Annotated in this window: 27 protein-coding genes; 14 read left to right on the top strand and 13 right to left on the bottom strand. The window is 66.3% G+C overall.

The features are described 5' to 3' along the window. A complete protein-coding gene (locus tag G3545_RS01650; RefSeq protein WP_246702646.1) occupies positions 1–1071 on the bottom strand; it encodes a hypothetical protein in 1071 nt (356 codons plus the stop codon). 113 nt (positions 1072–1184) lie between these two features. Between G3545_RS01650 and G3545_RS01645 the strand changes: the two genes are divergently transcribed. The 4 genes from G3545_RS01645 to parA all read left to right on the top strand — a co-directional run bounded on the left by G3545_RS01645 (position 1185) and on the right by parA (position 4030). Then, positions 1185–1748 (top strand): nitroreductase, encoded by a 564-nt coding sequence (locus G3545_RS01645; protein ID WP_170009246.1) that lies wholly within the window; start codon positions 1185–1187, stop codon positions 1746–1748. After that, positions 1748–2350, top strand: a complete 603-nt coding sequence (locus G3545_RS01640) for a flavin reductase family protein (protein ID WP_170009244.1) — start codon at positions 1748–1750, stop codon at positions 2348–2350. The genes G3545_RS01645 and G3545_RS01640 overlap by 1 nt, the downstream gene beginning before the upstream one ends. A 246-nt stretch (positions 2351–2596) precedes the next feature. Continuing rightward, on the top strand, positions 2597–3319 hold the full coding sequence (locus G3545_RS01635) for a L,D-transpeptidase (protein ID WP_170009242.1): 723 nt from the start codon (positions 2597–2599) through the stop codon (positions 3317–3319). A 69-nt stretch (positions 3320–3388) separates the two neighbouring features. After that, entirely contained in the window at positions 3389–4030 is a 642-nt protein-coding gene (parA, locus tag G3545_RS01630) for a ParA family partition ATPase (RefSeq protein WP_170009240.1), read from the top strand. A 182-nt stretch (positions 4031–4212) separates the two neighbouring features. Here the strand turns inward: parA and thrS are convergent, their stop codons facing one another. Both thrS and yidD read right to left on the bottom strand, forming a co-directional pair. After that, positions 4213–6177 carry a threonine--tRNA ligase gene (gene thrS / locus G3545_RS01625; protein ID WP_170009238.1) on the bottom strand — a complete coding sequence of 655 codons (1965 nt, stop codon included), beginning with the start codon at positions 6175–6177 and terminating at the stop codon, positions 4213–4215. 59 nt (positions 6178–6236) lie between these two features. Beyond that, complete coding sequence (gene yidD / locus G3545_RS01620; RefSeq protein WP_170009236.1) at positions 6237–6578, bottom strand: membrane protein insertion efficiency factor YidD; 342 nt, start codon at positions 6576–6578, stop codon at positions 6237–6239. A 108-nt stretch (positions 6579–6686) separates the two neighbouring features. Here yidD and G3545_RS01615 point away from each other — a divergent pair, with 108 nt between their 5' ends. Then, a complete protein-coding gene (locus tag G3545_RS01615; RefSeq protein WP_170009234.1) occupies positions 6687–7382 on the top strand; it encodes a phosphatase PAP2 family protein in 696 nt (231 codons plus the stop codon). Between the two features lie 133 nt (positions 7383–7515). After that, entirely contained in the window at positions 7516–7971 is a 456-nt protein-coding gene (locus G3545_RS01610; RefSeq protein ID WP_170009233.1) for a hypothetical protein, read from the top strand. Positions 7972–7985: 14 nt separating this feature from the next. On the opposite strand, the gene G3545_RS01605 is transcribed toward G3545_RS01610, so the two are convergent. Beyond that, complete coding sequence (locus G3545_RS01605; protein ID WP_170009231.1) at positions 7986–8444, bottom strand: iron-sulfur cluster assembly scaffold protein; 459 nt, start codon at positions 8442–8444, stop codon at positions 7986–7988. Between the two features lie 234 nt (positions 8445–8678). On the opposite strand from G3545_RS01605, the gene folE reads away from it, so the two are divergent. Continuing rightward, entirely contained in the window at positions 8679–9308 is a 630-nt protein-coding gene (folE, locus tag G3545_RS01600; RefSeq protein ID WP_170009229.1) for a GTP cyclohydrolase I FolE, read from the top strand. Between the two features lie 14 nt (positions 9309–9322). Then, positions 9323–9790 (top strand): phosphoribosyl-AMP cyclohydrolase, encoded by a 468-nt coding sequence (gene hisI / locus G3545_RS01595; RefSeq protein ID WP_246702645.1) that lies wholly within the window; start codon positions 9323–9325, stop codon positions 9788–9790. A 122-nt stretch (positions 9791–9912) separates the two neighbouring features. On the opposite strand, the gene G3545_RS01590 is transcribed toward hisI, so the two are convergent. Together G3545_RS01590 and G3545_RS01585 are read right to left on the bottom strand one after the other, a co-directional pair. After that, a complete protein-coding gene (locus G3545_RS01590; protein WP_170009225.1) occupies positions 9913–10344 on the bottom strand; it encodes a CBS domain-containing protein in 432 nt (143 codons plus the stop codon). 153 nt (positions 10345–10497) lie between these two features. After that, the gene (locus G3545_RS01585) at positions 10498–11277 is read right to left on the bottom strand and encodes a rhomboid family intramembrane serine protease (protein ID WP_170009223.1); all 780 of its coding nucleotides are present in this window, start codon (positions 11275–11277) and stop codon (positions 10498–10500) included. A 423-nt stretch (positions 11278–11700) separates the two neighbouring features. Between G3545_RS01585 and G3545_RS01580 the strand changes: the two genes are divergently transcribed. Then, entirely contained in the window at positions 11701–12312 is a 612-nt protein-coding gene (locus G3545_RS01580; protein ID WP_170009221.1) for a PilZ domain-containing protein, read from the top strand. A gap of 301 nt (positions 12313–12613) precedes the next feature. Beyond that, positions 12614–13261: a transglutaminase-like cysteine peptidase gene (locus G3545_RS01575; protein WP_170009219.1), complete on the top strand. Its 648-nt coding sequence runs from the start codon at positions 12614–12616 to the stop codon at positions 13259–13261. Between the two features lie 108 nt (positions 13262–13369). Here G3545_RS01575 and G3545_RS01570 read toward each other — a convergent pair whose 3' ends face one another. The 5 genes from G3545_RS01570 to G3545_RS01550 all read right to left on the bottom strand — a co-directional run bounded on the left by G3545_RS01570 (position 13370) and on the right by G3545_RS01550 (position 17357). Continuing rightward, positions 13370–13900, bottom strand: coding sequence for a gamma carbonic anhydrase family protein (locus tag G3545_RS01570; RefSeq protein ID WP_170009217.1), 531 nt, complete (start codon positions 13898–13900; stop codon positions 13370–13372). Positions 13901–13907: 7 nt separating this feature from the next. After that, a complete protein-coding gene (locus G3545_RS01565; RefSeq protein ID WP_170009214.1) occupies positions 13908–14120 on the bottom strand; it encodes a DUF3126 family protein in 213 nt (70 codons plus the stop codon). A gap of 117 nt (positions 14121–14237) precedes the next feature. Continuing rightward, positions 14238–15086, bottom strand: a complete 849-nt coding sequence (gene cysE / locus G3545_RS01560) for a serine O-acetyltransferase (protein WP_170009212.1) — start codon at positions 15084–15086, stop codon at positions 14238–14240. A 475-nt stretch (positions 15087–15561) separates the two neighbouring features. Beyond that, entirely contained in the window at positions 15562–16314 is a 753-nt protein-coding gene (locus G3545_RS01555; protein ID WP_170009210.1) for an alpha/beta hydrolase, read from the bottom strand. A gap of 35 nt (positions 16315–16349) precedes the next feature. Beyond that, entirely contained in the window at positions 16350–17357 is a 1008-nt protein-coding gene (locus G3545_RS01550) for a hypothetical protein (RefSeq protein ID WP_170009208.1), read from the bottom strand. 138 nt (positions 17358–17495) lie between these two features. On the opposite strand from G3545_RS01550, the gene G3545_RS01545 reads away from it, so the two are divergent. The 4 genes from G3545_RS01545 to G3545_RS01530 all read left to right on the top strand — a co-directional run bounded on the left by G3545_RS01545 (position 17496) and on the right by G3545_RS01530 (position 20191). After that, a complete protein-coding gene (locus G3545_RS01545; protein ID WP_170009206.1) occupies positions 17496–17744 on the top strand; it encodes a zinc-finger domain-containing protein in 249 nt (82 codons plus the stop codon). Positions 17745–17755: 11 nt separating this feature from the next. Further along, complete coding sequence (locus G3545_RS01540; RefSeq protein WP_170009204.1) at positions 17756–18940, top strand: FAD-dependent monooxygenase; 1185 nt, start codon at positions 17756–17758, stop codon at positions 18938–18940. Further along, the gene (locus G3545_RS01535) at positions 18937–19572 is read left to right on the top strand and encodes a YoaK family protein (RefSeq protein WP_246702644.1); all 636 of its coding nucleotides are present in this window, start codon (positions 18937–18939) and stop codon (positions 19570–19572) included. The genes G3545_RS01540 and G3545_RS01535 overlap by 4 nt, the downstream gene beginning before the upstream one ends. A gap of 103 nt (positions 19573–19675) precedes the next feature. After that, positions 19676–20191 carry a VOC family protein gene (locus G3545_RS01530; protein WP_170009200.1) on the top strand — a complete coding sequence of 172 codons (516 nt, stop codon included), beginning with the start codon at positions 19676–19678 and terminating at the stop codon, positions 20189–20191. Between the two features lie 232 nt (positions 20192–20423). On the opposite strand, the gene eutC is transcribed toward G3545_RS01530, so the two are convergent. Beyond that, complete coding sequence (gene eutC / locus G3545_RS01525) at positions 20424–21224, bottom strand: ethanolamine ammonia-lyase subunit EutC (RefSeq protein WP_170009198.1); 801 nt, start codon at positions 21222–21224, stop codon at positions 20424–20426. Continuing rightward, positions 21221–22609, bottom strand: a complete 1389-nt coding sequence (locus tag G3545_RS01520) for an ethanolamine ammonia-lyase subunit EutB (RefSeq protein ID WP_170009196.1) — start codon at positions 22607–22609, stop codon at positions 21221–21223. Before G3545_RS01520 ends, eutC begins: the two co-directional genes overlap by 4 nt. Positions 22610–22642 lie beyond the last annotated feature (33 nt).

Raw genomic sequence — 22642 nt, 5'->3', positions numbered from 1 at the left:
TTACTGGGCCGTCACCTCGATATCGCTGTTCTTGCCCGGTTCGACGTTGAATTCCTTGGTGTAGGTCTTGCCGTCATTGCGCGCGATGGCGACATAATCGCCTTCGGCCAGCACGAAGACCGGGAAGGCGCCGATCGACTCCTTGATGGTATCGCCGCCGGGTGTCAGCACCGACCATTGCGTATCCGGCAAAGCATCGCCGCCGGCATTCTTCACCAGCTTCAAAGTGATTTCCGCGGCGCGGTGATGGATGGTGGCGTCGGTGAGCTTGCCCGGCTGCACGTTCACGTCGGCCTGGATCACCGCATTGGCGTCGCCATAGGTGGAGACGACATAATAATTGCCGGCCGGCAGCACGATCAGGTCGCCGGTATTGGCACCGCGGAAGAATGGGCGGCTCGAAGTCTTGCCCTGCAGGAAGCTGCCTTCGAAGATGTCGAAGGTGACCTTCTGCGCCGGGATCGGCTTGTCGATGACGTCGCTCTGCAACTTCACGCCGCCGGCCGGGATCACCATCTGCTCGCGCCGCGAATTGGCCCCGACCACGATGCGCTTCGCCGTGCTGGCGAGCCCGTAGGAGACATGGACCACATAGCCGCCGGGCGAGAGGAAGAACACCGGCGCCGGCTCCACCGCCTCCGCCACCAGCGGATAGGCGCCCGAAGATTCCGGCTTGTCGGCGAAGACGCGCCAGACCAGGCCGCGCGGAATAAAGGGATCTGCGTCGCCGAAGCGGGCGCTGACGCCGATCGCCGCCTTGCCGGCGGGGGGCTGCGGCAGCACGGCGTGCGGATCGCCCGCACTGGGTGCGGCCGGCGCTCCGCCCGGATTGAGCAGTGTCTGCGGCGTGAAGCCGGGCGGTCCCGGGCGCGGCGAAGCGGGCGAGCCGGTGAAGGGCAGCGCCTGCGCCAACAGCGGCTGCTGATTCTGCGTCACCGCCTGCTGGGCGGCTGCCGGCATCGCGCCGAGAATGGCCGCAAGGCCCAGTGCCGCCGCAAGAAAGCCGCGCGCTGCCGCGAGCCGGGGCGGCGAACGAAGTGGCGACGGAACGGTGGCGGCGGTCACTGGCATGGTAGCCTTGTCGTGCCTCCAAACCGGGGCGAATTCAAGTCATTGCGATTGCCGTCCGGCTTGGACCACTGTCGGCGCCGTGCTACCGCGGGTGCGCTTCAAGGAAACCGCTCATGATCGATGCACTGACCCTGCTCCGCACCCGCAAAAGCCCGAAAATCTTCGACATCGCCGCCCCAGGCCCGAGCCCCGCCGATATCGACGCCATGCTCGCCATCGCCTCGCGCGTGCCGGACCACGGCAAGCTCGCACCGTGGCGCTTCGTGGTGTTCGAGGGCGAGGCCCGCGAGCGCGCCGGCGAGGCCATCGCCAGCGTCTTCCGGCAAGACAATCCGGACGCCGACGACGACCGTGTGAATATCGAGCGCACTCGGCTCTCCCGCGCCCCGGTGGTGATCGCGGTGGTCTCCAGGGCCGGCCCGCACGTCAAGATCCCGGAATGGGAGCAGCTGATGTCCGGCGCTGCCGCCTCGACGCTGCTGGTGCTCGCCGCCCATGCCCACGGCTATGCCGCGACCTGGCTCACCGAATGGTACGCCTACGACCCGCGCACCCGCGCCGCGTTCGGCCTTGCCGAGAATGAGCGCATCGTCGGCTTCGTCCATATCGGCACGCTCGCCAAGGCGCAGGAAGACCGTCCGCGCCCCGCGCTCTCCGACATCGTCACGAGGTTCTGATGTTCTACGAGCCGGGAAAGCGAGACCGCGATCGCCTGCCGCACAATCCGCTGAAGGCCATCGTCACGCCGCGCCCGATCGGCTGGATATCGAGCCTGGCACCGGACGGCACCGCCAATCTCGCCCCCTATTCCTTCTTCAATCTGGTGAGCGAGGCGCCGGATGTCGTCGCCTTCTCCAGCGATGGACGCAAGCACTCGGTCGAGAACATCGAGGCCACCGGCGAGTTTGTCTGCAATCTCGCCACGCTGGCGTTGATCGAGCAGGTGAATTTGACCTCCAAGCCGGTCGCCTCGCATGAAAGCGAGTTTGAACTCGCGGGGCTGGAGCGCGCCCGCTCGCATCTGGTGAAGCCGCCCCGCGTCGCCGCCTCGCCCTGCGCACTGGAGTGCGTCTGGACCGAGACCATTGAAGTAAAGGCGCGCGGCGGCGTGCCCTCAGGCCGCTTCCTGGTGTTCGGCGAAGTCGTTGGCATCCATATCGATGACAGCTTCATCGAGAACGGCCTGCTGCGCACCGAGCTTTTGCAGCCGCTCGCCCGCCTCGGCTATTTCGACTATTCCTGGGTCGACGGAGTGAAAACGCTGCCGCGGCCGAGATAACGGTACGGCATTCGGCGCATACAGCCTTCGTTCATGACAGAGTGTTTATCTGGAGCTGTGAGGCTGGCGGTGTAGCGTATTCGCGGCCTCGGCGAGGAACTCGGCACGGCGCTCCAAGCTTCCCTATCGTAAGCTTGGAACTCCTTGAAAGCAAATCAGTTTCCTTGCGTGTCCTGCCTGCAATATCGAAAGCGCGCGCTCGCCGGTAACATCGAATCGACCGCTCCCCCAGAGGCTTTTCCCTCCATGTCCGACGTCAATCGCCGTTCCTTCCTCGCCGGCCTGCCCATTGCCGGCCTTGCTCTCGGCCTGGGTGCCTGCAGCCAGACCTCAACGTCGGCCAACCGCACGTCGCTCATGGAGCCGATCACCCCGGCGCCGCTGGCCGCCATGCCCAGCAACGCTTCCATGTACGGCCCGGTGCAGGATCGCTTTCCCATCGCCGCGGTCGACACCTCGAACATCAATCCGGTGTTCCTGCGCCGCGAAGTCGACTACAGCGGCCGCGAAGCGCCCGGCACCATCGTGATCGATCCCAGCGCGCACTTCCTCTACTACATCATGCCGGGCGGCCGTGCGATGCGCTACGGCGTCGGCGTCGGCAAGGAAGGGTTCGCCTGGTCCGGCTCCGCGACCATCAATTCCAAGCAGGAATGGCCGGACTGGTATCCGCCGAAGGAAATGATCGCCCGCCGCCCCGACATCAAGTCGCAGCTCACCCAGCTGCAGAGCGGCATCGGCATGCATGGCGGCCCCGGCAACCCGCTCGGCGCCCGTGCCATGTATCTGTGGCAGAACAACAAGGACACGCTCTACCGCATCCACGGCACGGTGGAGCCGAACACCATCGGCACCAATGTGTCGTCGGGCTGCATCCGCATGATCAACCAGGACGCCATCGACCTCTACAGCCGCGTCGCGGTGGGCACCAAGGTCGTGGTGCTCGGCAGCGGGGCGAAAACCTCCTGACCGCAACCGATAAGGGTTGCAGCCAGTCTGTTGCGATGCAAACCTGCCCCGCACGGGGCAGGTTTTATTATGAGCGGGCGAATCATCACGCTGGCCCAGCAGAAGGGCGGCTCGGGCAAGACGACGGTCGCTGCGCATCTGGCAGTGGCCCTATCCCGCAATGGCGAGCGTGTGGCACTGCTGGATTGCGATCCGCAGGGCAGCCTCGGGGAATGGTTCGAGGCGCGTGAGGCGAACCTCGGCGAGGACCATACCGGCCTCGATTTCCGCACCGCCAGCGGCTGGGGTGCCCGGCGCGAGGCGCGCAGCCTCGCCCGCGACTACGACATCGTCGTCATCGACACCCCGCCGAAATCGGACATCGAATCCCGCCCGGCCATCGAAGCCGCCGCGCTGGTCGCGGTGCCGGTGCAGCCGACCCCGATCGATCTGTGGGCCACGCAGCCGACGCTGGAGATGATCGCCAAGGAGGGCGTCACCTCGCTGCTCATCATCAACCGCGCACTGTCGCGGGTGGCGCTCACCGAGGAGATCAGCGCCGCGATCCGCGCGCTCGGCCATCCGGCAGCGGAAACCCGGCTCGGCAACCGCGTCGCCTTCGCCGCCAGCATGGGCGACGGCCGGACCATCCTGGAGACCGCGCCCGGCAGCAAGGGCGCGCTGGAGATCGAGGCGCTGGCCGCCGAAATCAGGCGGCACATGGGGGCGTAAGGCCCCTCTCTTCACATTTCGCCGTCATCCCGGACGGCCGCAGGCCGAGCCGGGATCGCGAACGACCGGGATCGCCTCCTTCGCCGTGAAAAAGCAGAAGGCGCTCCCAACCTTCACGCGATCCCGGCTCTACGCACCTCGGTGCTTCGGCCGGGATGACGACTTGTGTAGAGGCGAAGCCGTCAGGCCGCCGCCTTATCCCTCACCACGTCCGGCGCCGTCGCCTCGTCGACCAGCGACGCCAGCGCCTCCTCAAGCGTCATCGAGGTCTGGTTCTGCGAGCCGAGCCGGCGGATGGAGACGGTGCGCTCCGCCGCCTCCTTGCGCCCGACCACGATCAGCGCCGGCACCTTGGCCAGCGAGTGCTCGCGGACCTTGTAGTTGATCTTCTCGTTGCGCACGTCGAGCTCGACCCGCAGGCCGGCTTTCTTCGCCAGCGCGACGATCTCCTGCGCGTACTCGTCACCCTCGGAGGTGATGGTCGCCACCACCGCCTGGATCGGCGCCAGCCACAGCGGGAAGTGCCCGGCGAAATGCTCGATGAGGATGCCGGTAAAGCGCTCCATCGAGCCGCAAATGGCACGGTGGATCATCACCGGGGTCTTCTTGGTGCCGTCGGCATCGACATAGAAGGCGCCGAAGCGCTCCGGCAGATTGAAGTCGATCTGCGTGGTGCCGCACTGCCATTCGCGGCCGATGGCGTCGCGCAGCGTGTATTCGAACTTCGGCCCGTAGAAGGCGCCCTCGCCCGGCAATATGCCGGTCTTGATGCGGTTGGACTGCGCCGCGATCTGCTCCAGCACCCGGCCCATCACCTCCTCGGCGTGGTCCCACACCTCGTCGGAGCCGACCCGCTTGTCGGGTCGGGTGGAGAGCTTCACGATGATCTCGTCGAAGCCGAAATCGGCATAGGTCGAGAGGATCAGATCGTTGATCTTCAGGCACTCCGCCGCCATCTGCTCCTCGGTGCAGAAGATGTGGGCATCGTCCTGGGTGAAGCCGCGCACCCGCATCAGCCCGTGCAGCGCGCCGGACGGCTCGTAGCGGTGCACCGCGCCGAACTCGGCGAGGCGCATCGGCAGGTCGCGATAGCTCTTCAGGCCGTGCTTGAAGATCTGCACATGGCCGGGGCAGTTCATCGGCTTCAGCGCGAACACGCGCTCGTCCTCGGTGCCGTCGCCCGCGGACTGCACCTTGAACATGTTCTCCTTGTACCAGCCCCAATGGCCGGAGGTCTCCCACAGCGACTTGTCGAGCACCTGCGGGGCATTGACCTCGGCATAGTCGGCGGCGAGCCGCCGGCGCATATAGGAGACGAGGCCCTGGAACAGGGTCCAGCCCTTCGGGTGCCAGAACACGACGCCCGGCCCTTCCTCCTGGAAGTGGAACAGGTCCATCTCCCTCCCGAGCCGGCGGTGGTCGCGCTTCTCGGCTTCCTCGAGCTGGTGGATATAGTTGTCGAGCTCTTCCTGGGTGCGCCAGGCGGTACCGTAGATGCGGGTCAGCATCGGATTGTTGGAATCGCCGCGCCAATAGGCGCCGGCCACCTTCATCAGCTTGAAGGCATTGCCGATCTTGCCGACGCTCGGCATGTGTGGGCCGCGGCAGAGATCGAACCAGGTGCCCTGCTTGTAGATCTTGATCGACTGGTCGGCAGGGATCGCATCCACCAGCTCGACCTTGAACGCCTCGCCCTTCTCGGCGAAGACGCGCTTGGTCTCGTCGCGGCTCCACACTTCCTTGGTGAAGGGCGCGTCGCGGGCGATGATCTCGCGCATCTTCTTCTCGATCGCAGCGAAATCCTCCAGCGAGAACGGTTCGTTGCGGAAGAAGTCGTAATAGAAGCCGTTCTCGATCACCGGGCCGATGGTCACCTGGGTACCCGGCCACAGCTCCTGCACCGCCTCCGCCAGCACGTGCGCGGCGTCGTGGCGGATCAGTTCCAGCGCTTCCGGGCTCTCGCGGGTGACGAGCTCGAACTTCGCATCGGTGGTGATCGGATCGGACAGGTCGGCCAGCGTGCCGTCGAGCTTCATGGCCAGCGACTTCTTGGCCAGTGACTTGGCAATCGACGAGGCGACCTCGGCGCCCGTGGTGCCGGGAGCAAACTCACGCACAGCGCCATCGGGGAAGGTGAGATGGATCATCGGCTTTTCTCCTGCCCACTCCTGCGAACCACGCAGGTAGGCTTGTTGGTCAGCGGTAATCAGTCGACTTTACGCACCCAGCTCGAAGGCCGGCGCGCATAGCGCCACGGCATATACCACACGCCATTTGGCGGCAATTCGACAGGCACCGCCTCGAATCCGGAGCCGCCCCAGGGGTGGCAGCGGCAGATGCGCCCCGCCGCCATCCAGCCGCCCGCCCAGGCGCCGTGGGTGGCGATTGCCGTATCGGCATATTCGGAACACGTCGGCAAATATCGGCACTGACGCCCCATGAAGGAGGACAGTGTATAACGATAGGTAAGTATCGGAATGCGCAGAATCGTGCGCGGTACGGCGCTGACGTAACGAAATATAACCTTTGGTAACTCACGATCGCTCATATTATTCACTTACAAATCAGACCGATGACCTGGCAGCTGACACGTTCTCGTCACATGCCGTTTCCTATTTTCGGCCGCGTTCAATTCCAACATTTCAGGTGAAATCCCATGCGCCGGATTGCGGTCCTTCCCACGCTCCTCGTCCTGTTCACTGCCGTGCCCGCTTTTGCCGAGGGCGGCAATTACATCACCCATGAGCAGCTCGACCTCTTGAAGGTGCTCGCGCCGCCGCCCGCCAATGATTCCGCCACCAGCAAGGCCGAGATCGAAGAGCTTCTGGTCATCCAGCAGAACAATACGCCCGAGCAGGTCGCCGCCGCCCAGGCGGACGTGCAGGAGAACGTGTTCCGCTTCGCCAATGTCTTCGGCCCCGACTTCACCCCGGAGAAGCTGCCCCTCGCCAAGGCGTTCTTCGCCAAGGTGGCCGAGGACGAGGGTTTTATCGTGGACCCCGCCAAGGACGTCTGGAAGCGCCCGCGCCCGCACAAGGCCGACAGCCGGGTCAAGCCGGGCATCACCATCTCCAACAGCGGCGCATATCCCAGCGGCCATGCCTCCTTCGCCTATCTCACCGCCGTGGTGCTCGCCAATATGGTGCCGGAGAAGCGCGCCGAGATCTTCGCCCGCGCCGCGGATTTCGCGCATAACCGCATGGTCGGCGGCCTGCACTACAAGACCGACATCGAGGCCGGCCGCATCGCTGGCACCCTGATCGCCGCCCAGGAACTGCAGAATCCGCAGTTCAAAGCCGATTTCGAGCAGGCTAAGGCCGAAGTCCGCCACGCCCTCGGCTACGGCAGCTGATCGCTTCGTAGCAGCGACTTGCGGCCGGCGGAAAGCGCCGGCCGCCATTCCGGCTTCACCGCGCATCGGGAACATCGCACCGTCCCCTGCATTATCGCAGGCCGTAGACGGAGCGTTGTCAGGGAGATACCCGATGCCAGCCACCCCACATCGTCTCCTCATACCGCTCGTGCTGTCGGCGCTTCTTGCCGCCGGCAGTGCCGGCGCACAAACCGCACCACCCCCGCCCGCCAAGCCGGCCGAGCCTGTCCCGGTTCCCAAGCCGCCGGAAGCCCCCCCGGCGACCGAGGCACCCGCGGACGAGCCGAGCGTCGACGCCGGCGACAAGGACATGCAGCGCGTGGCCGCGTGCAAGGAGCGTGCCCTCGCCCGGCTGAAGCAGCAATCACCTTCGGTCGAGGATATATTCATCGATGTCGACGGCCTCACCATCGCCGACGCCGACGGCAAGCTCGGCGACACCGCGGTGAAGGGCGTGCTGATGGGCGAGGCCTATATAAGGCGCGATCGCACCGATCGGGCGAACCGCTTCCTCTGCCTCACCGGCGCCGATGGCGAGGTGCTGTTCACCTTCTTCACCGAGCGATGAGGGCTCGGCGCGACTCACTCGGCGGCGGCAACCTGCCGGTTGGCGGCCTTGGCCTCGATCTGGCCGACCGCGTCGACCACCGCGTCGAAGGTCAGCATGGTCGAGGCGTGGCGCGCCTTGTAGTCGCGCACCGGCTCAAGTACCGCGAGCTCGGCCCAGCGCCCGTCGGGCGGCGCGCCGTTCTCCTTCAACATGCGGCGCATCGTCTCGCGCACCGCGCGCAATTCGTCGGCGGTCGAGCCGACCACCAACCCTGCCATGATGGAAGACGACGCTTGCCCGAGTGCGCAGGCGCGCACCTCATGGGCGAAATCCGTCACCTTGCCGTCATGCATTGCCAGGTCGATCGTCACCGTCGAACCGCAAAGCTTGGAATGCGCCGTTGCACTGGCGTCCGGCGTCGCGAGCCGGCCGAGGCGTGGTATGTCCGCCGCCAGCTCGATGATGCGCCTGTTATAGACCTCGTTCAGCATGCCGTGACCGTCCTGCGCGCCGGAACATCGGCGCGAAATATTGCGGGCCTTCGTCACTCCCCTATATAGGAGGGACTGTTCGCGGACGAAAGAAGCCGAAAGGCGACAAAGGCTGCGGACAAAGTCACGGTACATGATCGAGCGGCCAGACGCCGCCACGTCGTGGACATGGCGACAAAAACCGGTGACACCCCGGCGCTCCGGTAAGAAACGCGCCGTCGAACGGAGTTCGTCATGGATGCCGTGCTGAGATCCCTGATGCATCGTGCCCAGAGCGAGGCGGAAGCCAAGAAGCGCCCGTCGCGCGAAGACGCCGAAGCCGCCGTGCGTACCCTCATTGCCTGGGCCGGCGATGATCCGAACCGCGAGGGCCTGGTCGATACGCCCAAGCGCGTGGTTCGCGCCTATGAGGAGCTCTATTCCGGCTACCACATCCCGGAAGCGGCGATTCTCGACCGTACCTTCGGCGAGATCGGCAATTTCGACGACATGGTGCTGGTGCGCGACATCACCTTCTATTCGCACTGCGAGCACCACATGGTGCCGTTCAGCGGCAAGGTGCACATCGGCTATTTCCCGGTGGAACGCGTCGTCGGCCTGTCCAAGATGGCCCGGGTGGTGGAGCTCTATGCCCGCCGCCTGCAGACGCAAGAGCACCTCACCTCGCAGATCATTACCGCCATCGACGACACGCTGAAGCCGCGTGGCGTCGCCGTGATGATCGAGGCCGAGCACATGTGCATGGCGATGCGCGGCGTGCAGAAGCCCGGCACCTCGACGGTGACGACACAGTTCACCGGAGTGTTCCGCGACGACCCTCAGGAGCAGGTGCGCTTCATGAGCATGCTCCGCGCCGGCCGATGATCCGCGATGCTGCCGTGAGCGACCCGCTTTACGCCACCCTCAGGGACAAGGCCGAGATCGAGGAAGGCGACCGCCTGGCGCCGCGATTCGACGCGGCCGGTCTGGTGACCGCGGTGACGGTCGATGCGGATGCGGGCGACGTGCTGATGGTCGCGCATATGGATGCGCAGGCGCTGGCGCTCACCATCGAGACCGGCGAGGCGCATTATTTCAGCCGCTCGCGCGGGCGGCTGTGGAAGAAGGGCGAGGAGAGCGGCCACATCCAGCGCGTGGTCGAGCTTCGCGTAGATTGCGACCAGGATGCCCTGGTGCTGCGCGTGCGCATGGAGGGCCCGGGCGCCGCCTGCCACACCGGTCACCGCTCCTGCTTCTTCCGCTCGGTGCCGCTCGGCTCAGCCCCGTCACCGGAGCTGAAGCTCACCGCCAACGATGCCGGCAAGGTCTTCGACCCGAAGACGGTTTACGGGAAGCCGCACTTCTGAAGGCGCCATCCCGGCCACAGGCGAAGCCGGAGAGCCGGGATCGCGTGAAGTCCCGCGCGTCACCTTCCAGCGATCCCGGATACGGCCTGACGGCCGTTCCGGGATGACAACTTTTCCGAATCTCACGTCGACATGATGTATTCGCGCATGGTCTGGCTCTCGCGCTCCATCTCCGCGACGCGGTACTTCACCACGTCGCCGATCGAGATGATGCCGACGAGGCGACCGCGCTCCACCACCGGGATATGACGGAACCGTCCACCGGTCATCAGTTCCATCACCTCGTGCACCGTCTCGGTGCCGTTGCAGGTGATCACCTTGGCCGTCATCACGGTGGAGATCGCATCGTCGAGCCGGCCCGGCCCGTCCTTGCCGATCACGCGCACCACATCGCGCTCGGAAAGAATGCCGGCCACCTGCCCGACGCCGTCCGTCACCACCACGGCACCGATGCGGTGCTCGGCAAGCAACTGCACGGCATCGCGCAGGCTGGAATCCGGGCGGATGGTCAGAACGTCATGGCCCTTGCTGTCGAGAATGGCCCGAACCGTCATGTCTTCCTCCTTTCCCGAACGACGCGGCCCTAACGATCGAGGCCACGTTCGCTTCTGGGTCCACGCCTTTGCGGCGCATGTGGAGGAATGATCCGCCCTTGCGTCATCTTGTGCAAGAGCCGGATTCAGTAGGCCGGTTTCGAGGGGCTGGCTTCAGTAGCCCTCGCCGCGCGGAAACGGCTCAGTGCGCCGCGCCACCGGATCGAACAGCGGGAACAGCAGCAGCCCGGCAAGGAATCCGCCAATGTGCGCCTGCCAGGCAATGGTCCCGGTCTCCGCGCCCACCGGGGCGCCGAGACCGAAGGCGAGGTTGATGACGAACCACACCGCGACGAATCCGATCACCCGGCGATCGCGCAGCACCACCGAGAGCGGCGCCGCGGGGCGGCGCACCACCGCCTCGAAGCCGTCCGGGCGCAGTCCCTCGAAGCCGTGCGTAGCGAACACGAACCGAATCGCCGCCGCCATGCAGCCGGAGATTGCCGCCGAGGCGCCGATCATCGGGACCAGTTCGTTCGGATGGGTGACGAGATGCGCCGCCGCCCCTGCCGCCGCGGTGATGGCGAAGAAGGCGAGGAAGCGCAGCGTGCCGAAACGGCGCGCCACCGGGCTGCCGAAAGCCAGCATCCACAACAGATTCACGCCGATATGGGTGATGTCGCCATGCAGCAGCGCATAGGTGACGAAGGTCCAGATATCCGCGCCGGTGCCGCCGGGCAGCACGCCGTCGGTGATGATGGACGGATCGTAGCGCGCCGGGATGAAGGCGAAGAGCGCCAGCGTCTCGATGTCGGCGTCCTGGCTCATCAGCGCCCGCACGCCATGGATCACGAGCATCAACGCCGCCAATGCGGTGATCACCGCAGGAACGTTGAATAACGGCTGGCGCTTCAGCGCTGCTGGGTGAACCGGATCGAGCACGGCCGTTGACATAGGCGCGCCGGGAGCGCGCGGCAAGCGGCATCGCGTCGCTGCTCCCGTCCCATGCCGGTAAAAAGAAAGGGGGAGAGCTGAGCTCTCCCCCGGTTTGTACGGAACGCGTCCGGCGTTGCCGCCGGCTCCTGTCGCGTGCCGCCTCCCCTTATCCGGGGCGCCCTCGAAGGAAGGCGCCGACAGTGCAATCAGTGGATGACCGCAAGCTAGGCCATCGCCGCCGGCACGCCAAGGCAGCGAATCGTCAACCAGTCATTAACCTTAATTGTCCGCTAACGGTATCATGGGAGTGAAACTGTTTGCGATTCGTCGTGTTGTGGCCGAAGAGCGGCGAATTGCGGCGAGATTTGGTGGTCGACGTTAGAAGACGTTAAACTGCCTATGCCAGCTTCGCAGCATTCGTAGAGGGATTTTTGCCGCCTCATGATTGAGAGCCCGCGAGCGCTCCTGCTGCCGCTGTCGGATGAGCGCCGTCGCCACCAGCGCGTGCGGGTCGCCCTGCTCGGCCGTTTCATGCTGGAGGACCGCCGGGAGTTCCCGTGCCAGACGCTCAACATGTCGCCGGGCGGCGTTGCCATCACCGCGCCGGTCATGGCCCGCGTCGGCGAGCGCGTGGTCGCCTATCTCGATCATGTCGGGCGCATCGAGGGCGTCGTGGTGCGCCAGTTCGACCGCGGCTTTGCCATGTCGATCTGGGCGACGCTGCGCCGGCGCGACAAGCTTGCCGACCAGCTCACCTGGCTCGCCAACCGCCAGTTGCTCGGCCTGCCCGAGGATCGCCGCCACGAGCGCGCCACGCCGCGCGATACGCTCACCACCGTCAGCTTCCCAGATGGCAGCGAGATCAATTGCCGTGTCATCGACGTCTCGCTGTCTGGCGCCGCCGTCGCTACCGACCTGCGCCCGGCGATCGGCACCAGCGTGATGCTCGGCAAGACGCATGGCACGGTGGTCCGCCACATCGACCAGGGCTTCGCCATCGAGTTCGCACGTGGTGGCACCGACGACAGCGACGGCGACCTGCCGCGCTACTGAGCGCCCTGCCCGTCCCACTGCTTGAACATCCTTGGAGTCTCGCTGGCGCTCGCACCTCAGGATGAGGTCGTTTTTAAAGCGACCTCATCCTGAGGTGCTCGGGCATGGCTCGAGCCTCGAAGGATGTTGAAGCAGAGCACATCCGTCACACATGAATCCTTCCTCTCCGCGAGTGGTTAACGGCAAGCAAAACAGCCGTTAACAATTCATGTCGAATGTATCTCTGAATGATGTTGTCAGCTTAGATCGGGATAAAAAGCTTTGTGTCAGTATCCACCCATCGACAGGGGATGGGTACGCGATGATAAAGAGGCTCGAACGAGCCCTGGTCGCGGCGATGCTGGCAACGGTTCTGGGCTTTGGCCTGGCCGGCACCGCTCAGGCGCAGGCGAATAACCGGTTGGCGATGCTGACCGAAGGCACCGGCAACATCACGGTGGGCCGGACGACATCGGCGCCGATCGGCTATGTGCAGTTCTGTGCACAGAACCCGGCGGATTGCGGCCACGGCAATGGCCGCGGCGGGCGCATCCAGCTCGACGCCGCCGACTATGCGCAGCTGCGCAAGGTCAATGACGACATCAATGCCCGCATCCAGCCGCTGACCGATCTCGAACATTATGGCGAGGTCGAGCGCTGGACCTATCCGGATGACGGCTATGGCGACTGCGAGGACTATGTGCTGCTGAAGCGCCGCACGCTGATCTCGCTCGGTTGGCCGGCGGAAACCCTGCTGATCGCCGTGGTGCGCGACAAGAAGGGCGACGGCCACTCGGTGCTGATGGTCGCCACCGACCATGGCGACCTCGTGCTCGACAATCAGGAAGCCGAGATCCTGCCCTGGTACGACACCGGCTATCGCTATGTGAAGCGCCAGAAGCAGGGCGATCCCGATGCCTGGGTCTCGCTCGGCGATGTCGGCGCCCCGGCGACCGTCGGGCGCAACTGACCTCTTACGTCCGGTCGCATCCCAACCCCGTCCCCGAGACCGGACGCGTGAAGCCGGCTCCCTTCCCCAGGGGGCCGGCTCTTTTTATCGAGATGGTTGCCGTAAGGTTCAGCCGACCGGCACGAGCCCGGCGGCGAAACGCCGCCAGTTGCGCACATAATGCGCGGCGGTACCGCGGATGCGCGCCACCATGTCGTCGTCGAGCGGGCGGACCACCTTGGCCGGCACGCCGACGATCAGCGAATTGTCGGGGAATTCCTTGCCCTCGGTGATCAGCGCCCCGGCGCCGACCAGGCTGTTGGCGCCGATCTTCGCCCCGTTCAGCACGGTGGCGCCCATGCCGATCAGGCTGTTCGGGCCGATGGTGCAGCCATGCAGCATCGCCTTGTGCCCGATGGTGCAGTCGGCAGCGATGGTCATGGGGTATCCGGGATCGGTGTGCAGCACGCACAGTTCCTGGATGTTCACCCGCGCGCCGACATCGATCAGCTCATTGTCGCCGCGTATGACGGTGCCGAACCAGACGCTCGCCTCGTCGCCGAGCCGCACCTTGCCGATCACCGTTGCATCGGGCGCGATCCAGTAGCGCCCGGCCTCCGGGAATTCCGGCGTATTGCCGTCGAGCTGATAGACCGGCATGCCCGCCTCAATCCTCGAGGTCGGTATCGAGAATGGCCATCTGGAAATTATAGGAGAGGTCGCCATCCTCCTTGTCCTCGAACAGGACGCCGACGAACTCGTCGCCGATATAGACCTCGGCGGAATCCTTCTTCTTCGGACGGGCGACGACCTTGATCTGCGCATTGCCGAACAGCCGGCGCATATAGGTCTGGACGCGCTCGAGGTCTTTCTTTTCCAAGGCCATGCTCCTGCCAGCGTGTGCGAACCGATCGTGTGAACGATGCCCGCACGCTTGCCACGGCAGCCGCGCGGGCGCAACCGCCCGCGTCAGCCTCTCCTCAAGAACGGCTGTGGTTTAGATCGCCTCGCCGATGAAAGGCAGGTCGAACATCTGGTTCATCGAGCGGGCGGGCTCGGCACAGCCCGCCTCCCCGACCACCTTGGCCGGGACGCCGGCAACGGTGGAGTTCGGCGGCACCGGCTTCAGCACCACCGAGCCGGCGGCGATGCGCGCGCAGCGGCCGACTTCGATATTGCCGAGCACCTTGGCGCCGGCGCCGATCAGCACGCCGCGGCGGATCTTCGGATGACGGTCGCCGGTTTCCTTGCCGGTGCCGCCCAGCGTGACGCCCTGCAGGATCGAAACGTCATCTTCGATCACCGCGGTCTCGCCGACCACGATGCCGGTGGCGTGGTCGAAGAAGATGCCACGCCCGAACGGCGCCGCCGGATTGATGTCGACCTGGTTCACCGCCGAGGAGCGGCTCTGCAGATAGGCGGCGAAGTCGCGGCGCCCGTTCTGCCACAGCCAATGCGCCAGGCGATGGGTCTGGATGGCGTGGAAGCCCTTGTAATAGAGCACCGGCTCGATCGCTCGCGCAGTGGCGGGGTCGCGGTCACACACCGCCATGATATCGGCCCGGATGGCGGCGCCGATCGTCGGATCAGCGGAGAAGGCATCGTCGAATGCCTGGCGGATCAGTTCGCCCGGCACGTCCATATGGTCGAGCCGCTGCGAGATGCGATGCGCCACGGCGCGCTCCAGCGAATGGTGATAGAGCACGGTGGAGAAGATGAAGCTGACAAGCGCCGGCTCATTGGCCGCGATCTCCTCGGCCTCCGCGCGGATGCGCGACCAGACCGGGTCGAGCTTCTCGACGGAACGTGCGGCCGTATCGACCAGATGGAAGCTGTTCTGCGCCATTATGCGATGTCCCGAGCGTTCGGCCCTGATTGGATTTGGGGCCGGATTTTGGCGGCATATGTAACATAGCTGGGGAGGAGCGCCTATTCCGTCCAGCCCAAGGCGGCCGTGCACCTCACGCAGTGCTGAACGAGGCGTGTAGCGAGGCCAAAACCAGCCCGCTGAATCGTCACATGAGCCGCCAAACCGTCACATCAGGGCGCGCGGCACCCGGTACCAGTCGCTTGGGGATAGCACGCCAAGTCGATATGCGGCCTCTCACTTTGAGCAGCCGTCATCCCGGCCGCAGCGAAGCGGAGAGCCGGGATCGCAAGAAGGTGGTGCACAACACCTCCCTACGATCCCGGATCGGACTTCGGCCGTCGGGGATGACGCCGCTATAGCGGATTCATTTTATGAGTACCCACCGACAATACACTGTCATACCAATGTTTTCGGCCACTCTTGATTCATTTTCTCAAGAACGCCATACCGCTCACGGCCGCTCTTCCAGAAACTCCAGCACCGCCTGCTTGAACACCTTGTCGCCGACCGCGAGCATGTGGTCGCGGCCGGGGATATCGACCGCTTGCGCCCACGGTATCAGTGCCGCGAGCTTGAGGCCGTCGCCGGCGATCTCGTCCTTGGTGCCGACAGCAATGAGCGTCGGCACCGCGATGCGCGCCACGTCCTCGGCGTCCAGCTGCTGGCGCGTGCCATAGATGCAGGCGGCGAGCGCCTGCCGGTCGCTCCTGGTCTGCTCGGCGAAGGCCCGGAACATCCGTCCCGTGGGATCGGTGACATCGTCGAGAGAGGGCGCCAGCAGCGCCTCGGCGATGGTGACAGGCAGCCCGACACCCTCGACCAGATTGATGCCGATGCCGCCGAGGATGAGCGAGCGAACCCGCTCCGGCGCGGCGAGCGCCGCATAGGCGCCGATCCGCCCGCCCATCGAATAGCCCATGACATCGGCGCGCCGCAGCCCGAGATGGTCGAGCAGCCCCAGCGCATCGCCGGCCATCAGCCGGGGTTCGTAGAGTGCACGGTCATAGAGCTTGCCCGAGGCACCATGACCGCGATTGTCGATCGCGACCACCCGCCGGCCGGCCCGCGTCAGCGTCGAGACCCAGCCTGGGCCGACCCAGTTGATCTCCTTGGTGGAGCCGAAGCCATGAATGAGGAGGATCGGTTCGCCCTCCCCCTCGTCGAGGAATGCGAACTCGATGCCGTCGTGCTGGAAGGTGGGCATGGGTCTCGTGCGGCCGTTGAAAGGACGGTGGCACGCTAGACAGGGATGAGTGCTCCGCCTAGCCCCAGCAATTCACCACCGAGCCGCCTACGCCGCCACAACGGCCGCACCATCTCAACGACGGCGGAATTGAACGCGGCGATCAGGCCGAACAGGTTGAACACCGCCGCCAGGATCCACCAGGCGAGCTTGGCGAAGGTCTTGGTCACGAACAGTGCGCCGCGCCCCAGCATCTTGACGGTGGCCAGCGTCTGTCCGCCCTTTACCTCGGCAAGCCGGCGCAGCCGCGCGGCGCCGGCGGCATCGTCGACCTGGCGCAGGCCGAGCAGCGTCGCCCGGGTTCCGGCCTTGCCCTGCACCGTGCCGATATCGCCGATGAGCCGCAGCGCCGGCCCCTTGGCGCCGCGCCGCACCAGCCCGGCGAGATCCTCCGCCAGCCGCACGCCGAGCACGCCGGCGCGCCGCGCGCCTTTCAGCGCGCTGAGGCCGGCCCGCACCGGAAGCGAGGCGCCGAAGGTCGCGTAGGTGGCACCGGTGGCGACGATGCCGGCCGCAGAGAGGCCGAGGACCAGTTGGTCAACGTCCTCGCCCTTGGCCCAATGGATCGCCTCGCGCCCGGCATCGCGCAGGTCACCCCATACGGTGAGGTCGGCGGCGGTGGCGCCCGCCAGCCCGGCGAGATCCTCGGCCTGCCCGCTGACGAAGCCGCGGCTGAAGCGCCCGGCGCCATTCACCGCCTGCGCCGTCGTGCTGGATTCCACTGCCACCCGCGCCCGCAGAGTGGCGGCAACCGGGATGTGTCGCGCGTCCGCCAGCGCCACGAAGCTCTGCGCCAGCTCGGCATCATTGGCGGCCAGCGCCGATTCGATCTCGCTGGCGACGCGCGGTTCGGTCAGCACCTGATCCAGTTCCAGATCGGCGATCCGCGCCGCATCGTCCCGCGCCATGGCATAGGCCAGCGCGTGCCGGCCCATGGGCACGACCCAATGGGCCGCGCCGGCAAAAGCCAGGAGGAAACCGAGGGCAGCGATAAGGCGGGACATCTGGAGCGCAAATCCTGCGAAGCCCGCGAGATATGATGCGGCATTGTGGCGAACGGAAGAGCTTGCTTGCGCTTTGATCCGGCACGCGGAACGGCTATGTTCCGCGCAACAAGTAGCAAGGCACGGGACAATAAGACCATGGCGGGCCACGTCGTTCCCCATTTCCACAATTCCGCGGGCGTGCCGGCGATCCGCATCGGCGCCAGGGAATTCATGTGCGTCGGCGCCAGGCCGCCTTACGACCACCCGCATGTCTTCCTCGACATGGGCTCGGACGACGAGATCATCTGTCCCTATTGCTCGACGCTGTACCGTTTCGATGCCAGCCTCCACGGCACCGATACCAACCCGCCGGGGTGCCTCTATGAGACGCCTGCCGCCGCCTGAGCGGTGAGGACTTGCCCACACGTGCCATCGTCGTCGCAGGTGCCGGGATAGGCGGGCTAGCCACCGCGCTCGCCGCGGCACGCGCCGGCTATATCGTCACCGTGCTGGAGCGCGCCATCGAACTGGAAGAAGCCGGCGCCGGCGTCCAGCTCGCCGCCAATGCCACGCGCTGCCTCGCCTTTCTCGGCGTGCTGGATCGCCTGCGCACGACCGCCGTGCGCCCGGAAGCCTTCCAGGTCATTGACGGGCGCAGCGGCAGCCAATTGGCCGAGGCCCGCATGGGCCGCGAGGCGCAGACCCGCTTCGGCGCCCCCTTCCTCGTCATCCACCGCGCCGACCTGCAGGCCGCGCTGCTGGCCGCGGTGCGCGACGAGCCGACGATCGACCTCAGGCTCGGGCGCACGGTAGAGGAATTCGCCGTCCATGCCGGCATCGTCACCGTGCTCGCCAATCGCGGCGGCGACACCGAGGAGCACCGGGCGCATGCGCTGATCGGTGCCGACGGCATCCGCTCCACGGTGCGCGACCGGCTGGGCGGGCGCGGCAGCCCGGTGTTCCGCCATCGCGCCGCATGGCGGGCGACCGTCGCCACCGGGCACTTGCCAGGCCGCTTCAACGAGCCGGTGGTACGCCTGTTCCTCGGTCCGGACGCGCACATGGTGAGCTATCCGGTGCGCGGCGGCGGCGCGGTCAATCTCGTCGCCATCACCAATGACCGGAGACCCTCGCACGGCTGGGGCATCGGCGCCGGGCCGGAGGAACTCGCTGCCGTCTTCGGCAAATGGCATGGCGACGTTCGCGCCCTGATCGGCGCGCCGGAGCGCTGGCTGCGCTGGGCGCTGTTCGATCTCGAGCCGCTGACGAAGAACTGGGGCACCGGCCCGATAACGCTGCTCGGCGATGCCGCCCACGCCATGCTGCCCTTCCTCGCCCAGGGCGCGGCGCAGGCGCTGGAAGATGCCTGCGTGCTCGGCGTGACGCTGGCCGAGGCCGGCGATGACATGGCGGCCGCTTTGCGGGTGTTCGAGCAGCGCCGCATCGGCCGCGTCACCCGGGTGCAGACCGCCGCCCGCGCCGCCGACCGCATCTATCATCTCGGCGGCCCCGCCCGCCTCGCCCGCGACGCCGTGCTGCGCGCCCGCTCCGGCGCCGCGCTGCTGGAGCGCTATGGCTGGATCTATCGGTGGGGCCCGTGAAGGAACGCCCTGCCTTCGTCCTGGCCACGGTGACGACACTGACGGCCGGCTTCGTCGATGCCATCGGCTATACTCATATCGGCAAGCTCTACCTCTCCTTCATGAGCGGCAACACCACCCGCTTCGGCATCGCCGTGGCCGAATGGGACCACGCGACGATCGTGCTCGCCGGAGCCGTGATCGCGCTGTTCGTGGTCGGCGCCGGGATCGGCGCACTGCTGACTGACGTCTCCCCGCGCTTCGCCATGACCCGGGTGCTCGGCGCCGAGGTGGCACTATTCGCTTTCGCGCTCGTTCTGGTGCTGGCCTCGGGAAGCACGTTCGCGCTGCTGCCGGTCGCCACTGCCATGGGCATGCAGAACAGCGTGCACCAGGTCGTGCTGAAGGCTGATATCGGCAAGAGCTTCGTCACCGGCGCTCTGTTCAGCCTCGGGCAGTCGCTGGCCCGTACCTTGCGCGACGGCACGCGCTCGGCCGAATGGCTGGTCTATGCCGTCTCATGGCTGAGCTTCGTCGCCGGCGTCGTGCTCGGCAGCCTGGTGCTGATGCAGGTGGAGCTTGCCGTGGCGCTCACCATCGCCATGGTCGTCCTCGCCGCGCTCGCCCTTCTTGCACTGCTTCGGGGCGCGTGAGGGATGAGAACATTTAGTGAACATTCTTCTTGCACCCTATCCGGAATCGTTCTTTCATCCGCGTCCCGCATTGCGGAGCGGATGTCGTTTCGGAGAGAGTGCCATGGCGATCAGAGGCGGACTGCGCGCTGGTGAACTCGGCGTGACCTTGATTGTGCGTGACGTAGCGGTGGCGGCGGAATTCTACCGGATCGTGCTCGGCGCGCAGGAAATCCGGCGGCATGGATCGGCTTCCGAGGTAGATGCGATCGAGATGAAGCTCGGCGAGGCAGCCCTCGTCGTGACCCGCGAGAACCCATGCTGGCGCGAGGCGCCGCGCGCGGACTGGCCGCGCTCCCCGGCCTCGGCCGGTGCAGCGACGTCCTTCTTCACCGTCCATGTCGCGGACGTCGACGCCGTGCTGTCACGCGCCATCGCCATGGGCGCCTCGCCCCAGGCCCGTGGCGCACGGCCGGAGGACGTCTATTGGGGCGATCGGGTCGCGCAGTTCCGTGATCCGTCGGGCCATGTCTGGCGCATCCAGACGAGGCTCGAGGATATCGATCCCGACGATCTGCCGGCGCGCCTCGCAGCGGCGCGGACGGCGCCGCGCGGCAACAGCGCCGCGCCGTGCTGCTAAAATTCACCACGTCGTCTTCCGAGGCTCGCTGTGGTCGCACCTCAGAGCCTGACTCAAAATTCGACTCATCCATTGAAGGAGCCACCTTTCCACCCTCATCCCCGGACCTGATCCGGGGATCCAGACTTCGACCGGGTGCATGCGGACGCGCTGGATCCCCGGATCAAGTCCGGGGATGAGGGCGATTTGGAGTTTTCGGTCAGGCTCTCAGGATGACGTCGCTCGGATAGCGTCACGTAAGACGCGGCACGGGCGCCCTGCCCTCCACCAGCAGCAGGTCGCTCTCATCCTTGAGGTTCACCCCGGTCAGCTGCCGCGCCAGCGCCTGCCGCAGCAGCCAGGCCAGCTTGAAAGCAGCGTGCTCGTGGGGAAGCCCCTCGCCGCGCACATTCGAGATGCAGTTGCGCTCGGCATCGGTGCGCCCGACCTTTGGTGCGAAGGTGAGATAGAGCCCGAGACTGTCCGGCGAGGACAACCCCGGCCGCTCGCCAATCAGCACCACGACGGCGCGCGCCTTGATGAGTTCGCCGACCTCGTCACCCAGCGCCACCCGCGCCTGGCTGGCGACCACCACCGGCGCCAGGCTCCAGCCGGCTTCCGTGATCCAACGCTTGAAGGCGGCAAGGAACGGCACCGCCTGCACATGCACGGCGGTGGAGGATAGCCCGTCCGCCACCACGAGCGCGAGGTCGAACGGCCCGCCGTCCCGCGCCTGAAGCACGGCCCGGCTCTCCTCCGACAGCTTCCGCCCGAGATCGGGCCGGCGCAGATAGGAATCGCGCGCCGGCGCGGCGGAGGCGACGTGCAGCGTCTCGAAGCCGAGCGCGGCGACGCCCGCCTCGACACTGCCGGCATCGAACGGCGTATGCACCGCGTCGCGGGCCTGCGCGTGGGCCAACGCGAAACGCAGCACCTCGCTGGTCGGCAGGCCGGAACCCACCCGCCCGAGCGCGATGCGCGCCGGCGTGATGGCCGCAAGCTTCCGCCAGGAATCCTTGAGGACGTAAGTGACGGCGGGCGTGTCGTCGCTCATGCCGCAAGCCCCTTCGCCGCGGCGAGCAGCGGGTGGCCGCCGGTCTGCGGGCGCAACCGCCCGTCCGGCCCGGTGATGCCCATCTCCAATAGCCACGCCGCGAATTCCGGCGCCCGCTTCAGGCCGAGCACGTCGCGCATGTAAAGCTGATCGTGGAACGAGGTGGACTGGTAGTTCAGCATCACGTCGTCCGAGCCGGGAATGCCCATGATGTAGGTGACGCCGGCCGCGCCGAGCAGCGTCATCAGCGTGTCCATGTCGTCCTGGTCGGCCTCGGCGTGGTTGGTGTAGCAGACGTCGCAGCCAAGCGGCACGCCCATCAGCTTGCCGCAGAAATGATCCTCCAGCCCGGCACGGATGATCTGCTTGCCGTCATAGAGATATTCCGGCCCGATGAAGCCGACCACGGTATTCACCAGCAAGGGCTTGAACGGCCGGCACACGGCGTAGGCGCGCGCCTCGATGGTCTGCTGGTCGACGCCGTGATGGGCGTTCGCCGAGAGCGCCGAGCCCTGCCCGGTCTCGAAATACATCACATTGTCGCCGACCGTTCCGCGCTTGAGCGAGAGCGCTGCCTCGTGCCCTTCCTTCAGGACGGCGAGGTCGATGCCGAACGAGGCGTTGGCCGCCTGCGTCCCCGCCACCGACTGGAACACCAGGTCCACCGGCACGCCGCGATTGATCACCTCCACCGAGGTGGTGACATGGGTGAGCAGGCAGCCCTGCGTGGGAATAGCGAAGCGGGCGATGATGTCGTCGACCAGTTTCAGCAGGTCGGTCAGCACCGGGATGCTGTCGGAGGCCGGGTTGATGCCGATCACCGCATCGCCGCAGCCATAGAGCAGCCCGTCGAGGATCGAGGCGGTGATGCCGGCGGGATCGTCGGTCGGGTGGTTGGGCTGCAGCCGCACCCCCATGGTGCCCGGCAAGCCGATGGTGTCGCGGAACCGCGTGACCACCCGGCACTTCTTGGCGACCGCGATCAGGTCCTGGTTGCGCATGATCTTGGAGACCGCCGCCGCGATCTCCGGGGTGACGGCGGGCGCCAATGCGGAGAGTGCCTTCGGCGTTGCGGCATCGGATAGCAGGAAGTCGCGAAAGTCGCCGACATTCATGTGCGACACCGGCCGGAAAGCCGTCGCATCATGGGTGTCGATGATGAGCCGCGTCACCTCGTCGGTCTCATAGGGCACCAGCACCTCGGTGAGGAAAGTCTTCAGCGGCACCTCGGCGAGGCACATGCGGGCAGCGACGTTCTCCTCGGCCGAGGTCGCGGCGATCCCCGCCAGCATGTCGCCGGAGCGCAGCGGCGTCGCCTTCGCCATCAACTCCTTCAGGTCGGCGAAGACATAAGCGTGCGATCCGATCATATGGCGGTAGGACATGACACGCTCCCTGCAGCCGCCTGCCCGAAGTTC

The organism is Starkeya sp. ORNL1 (genome assembly GCF_012971745.1).
In the GTDB taxonomy this organism is placed as follows: domain Bacteria; phylum Pseudomonadota; class Alphaproteobacteria; order Rhizobiales; family Xanthobacteraceae; genus Ancylobacter.
Note: the sequence above shows the minus strand (reverse complement) of the source record. Positions and strands in the feature narration are given on the sequence as shown.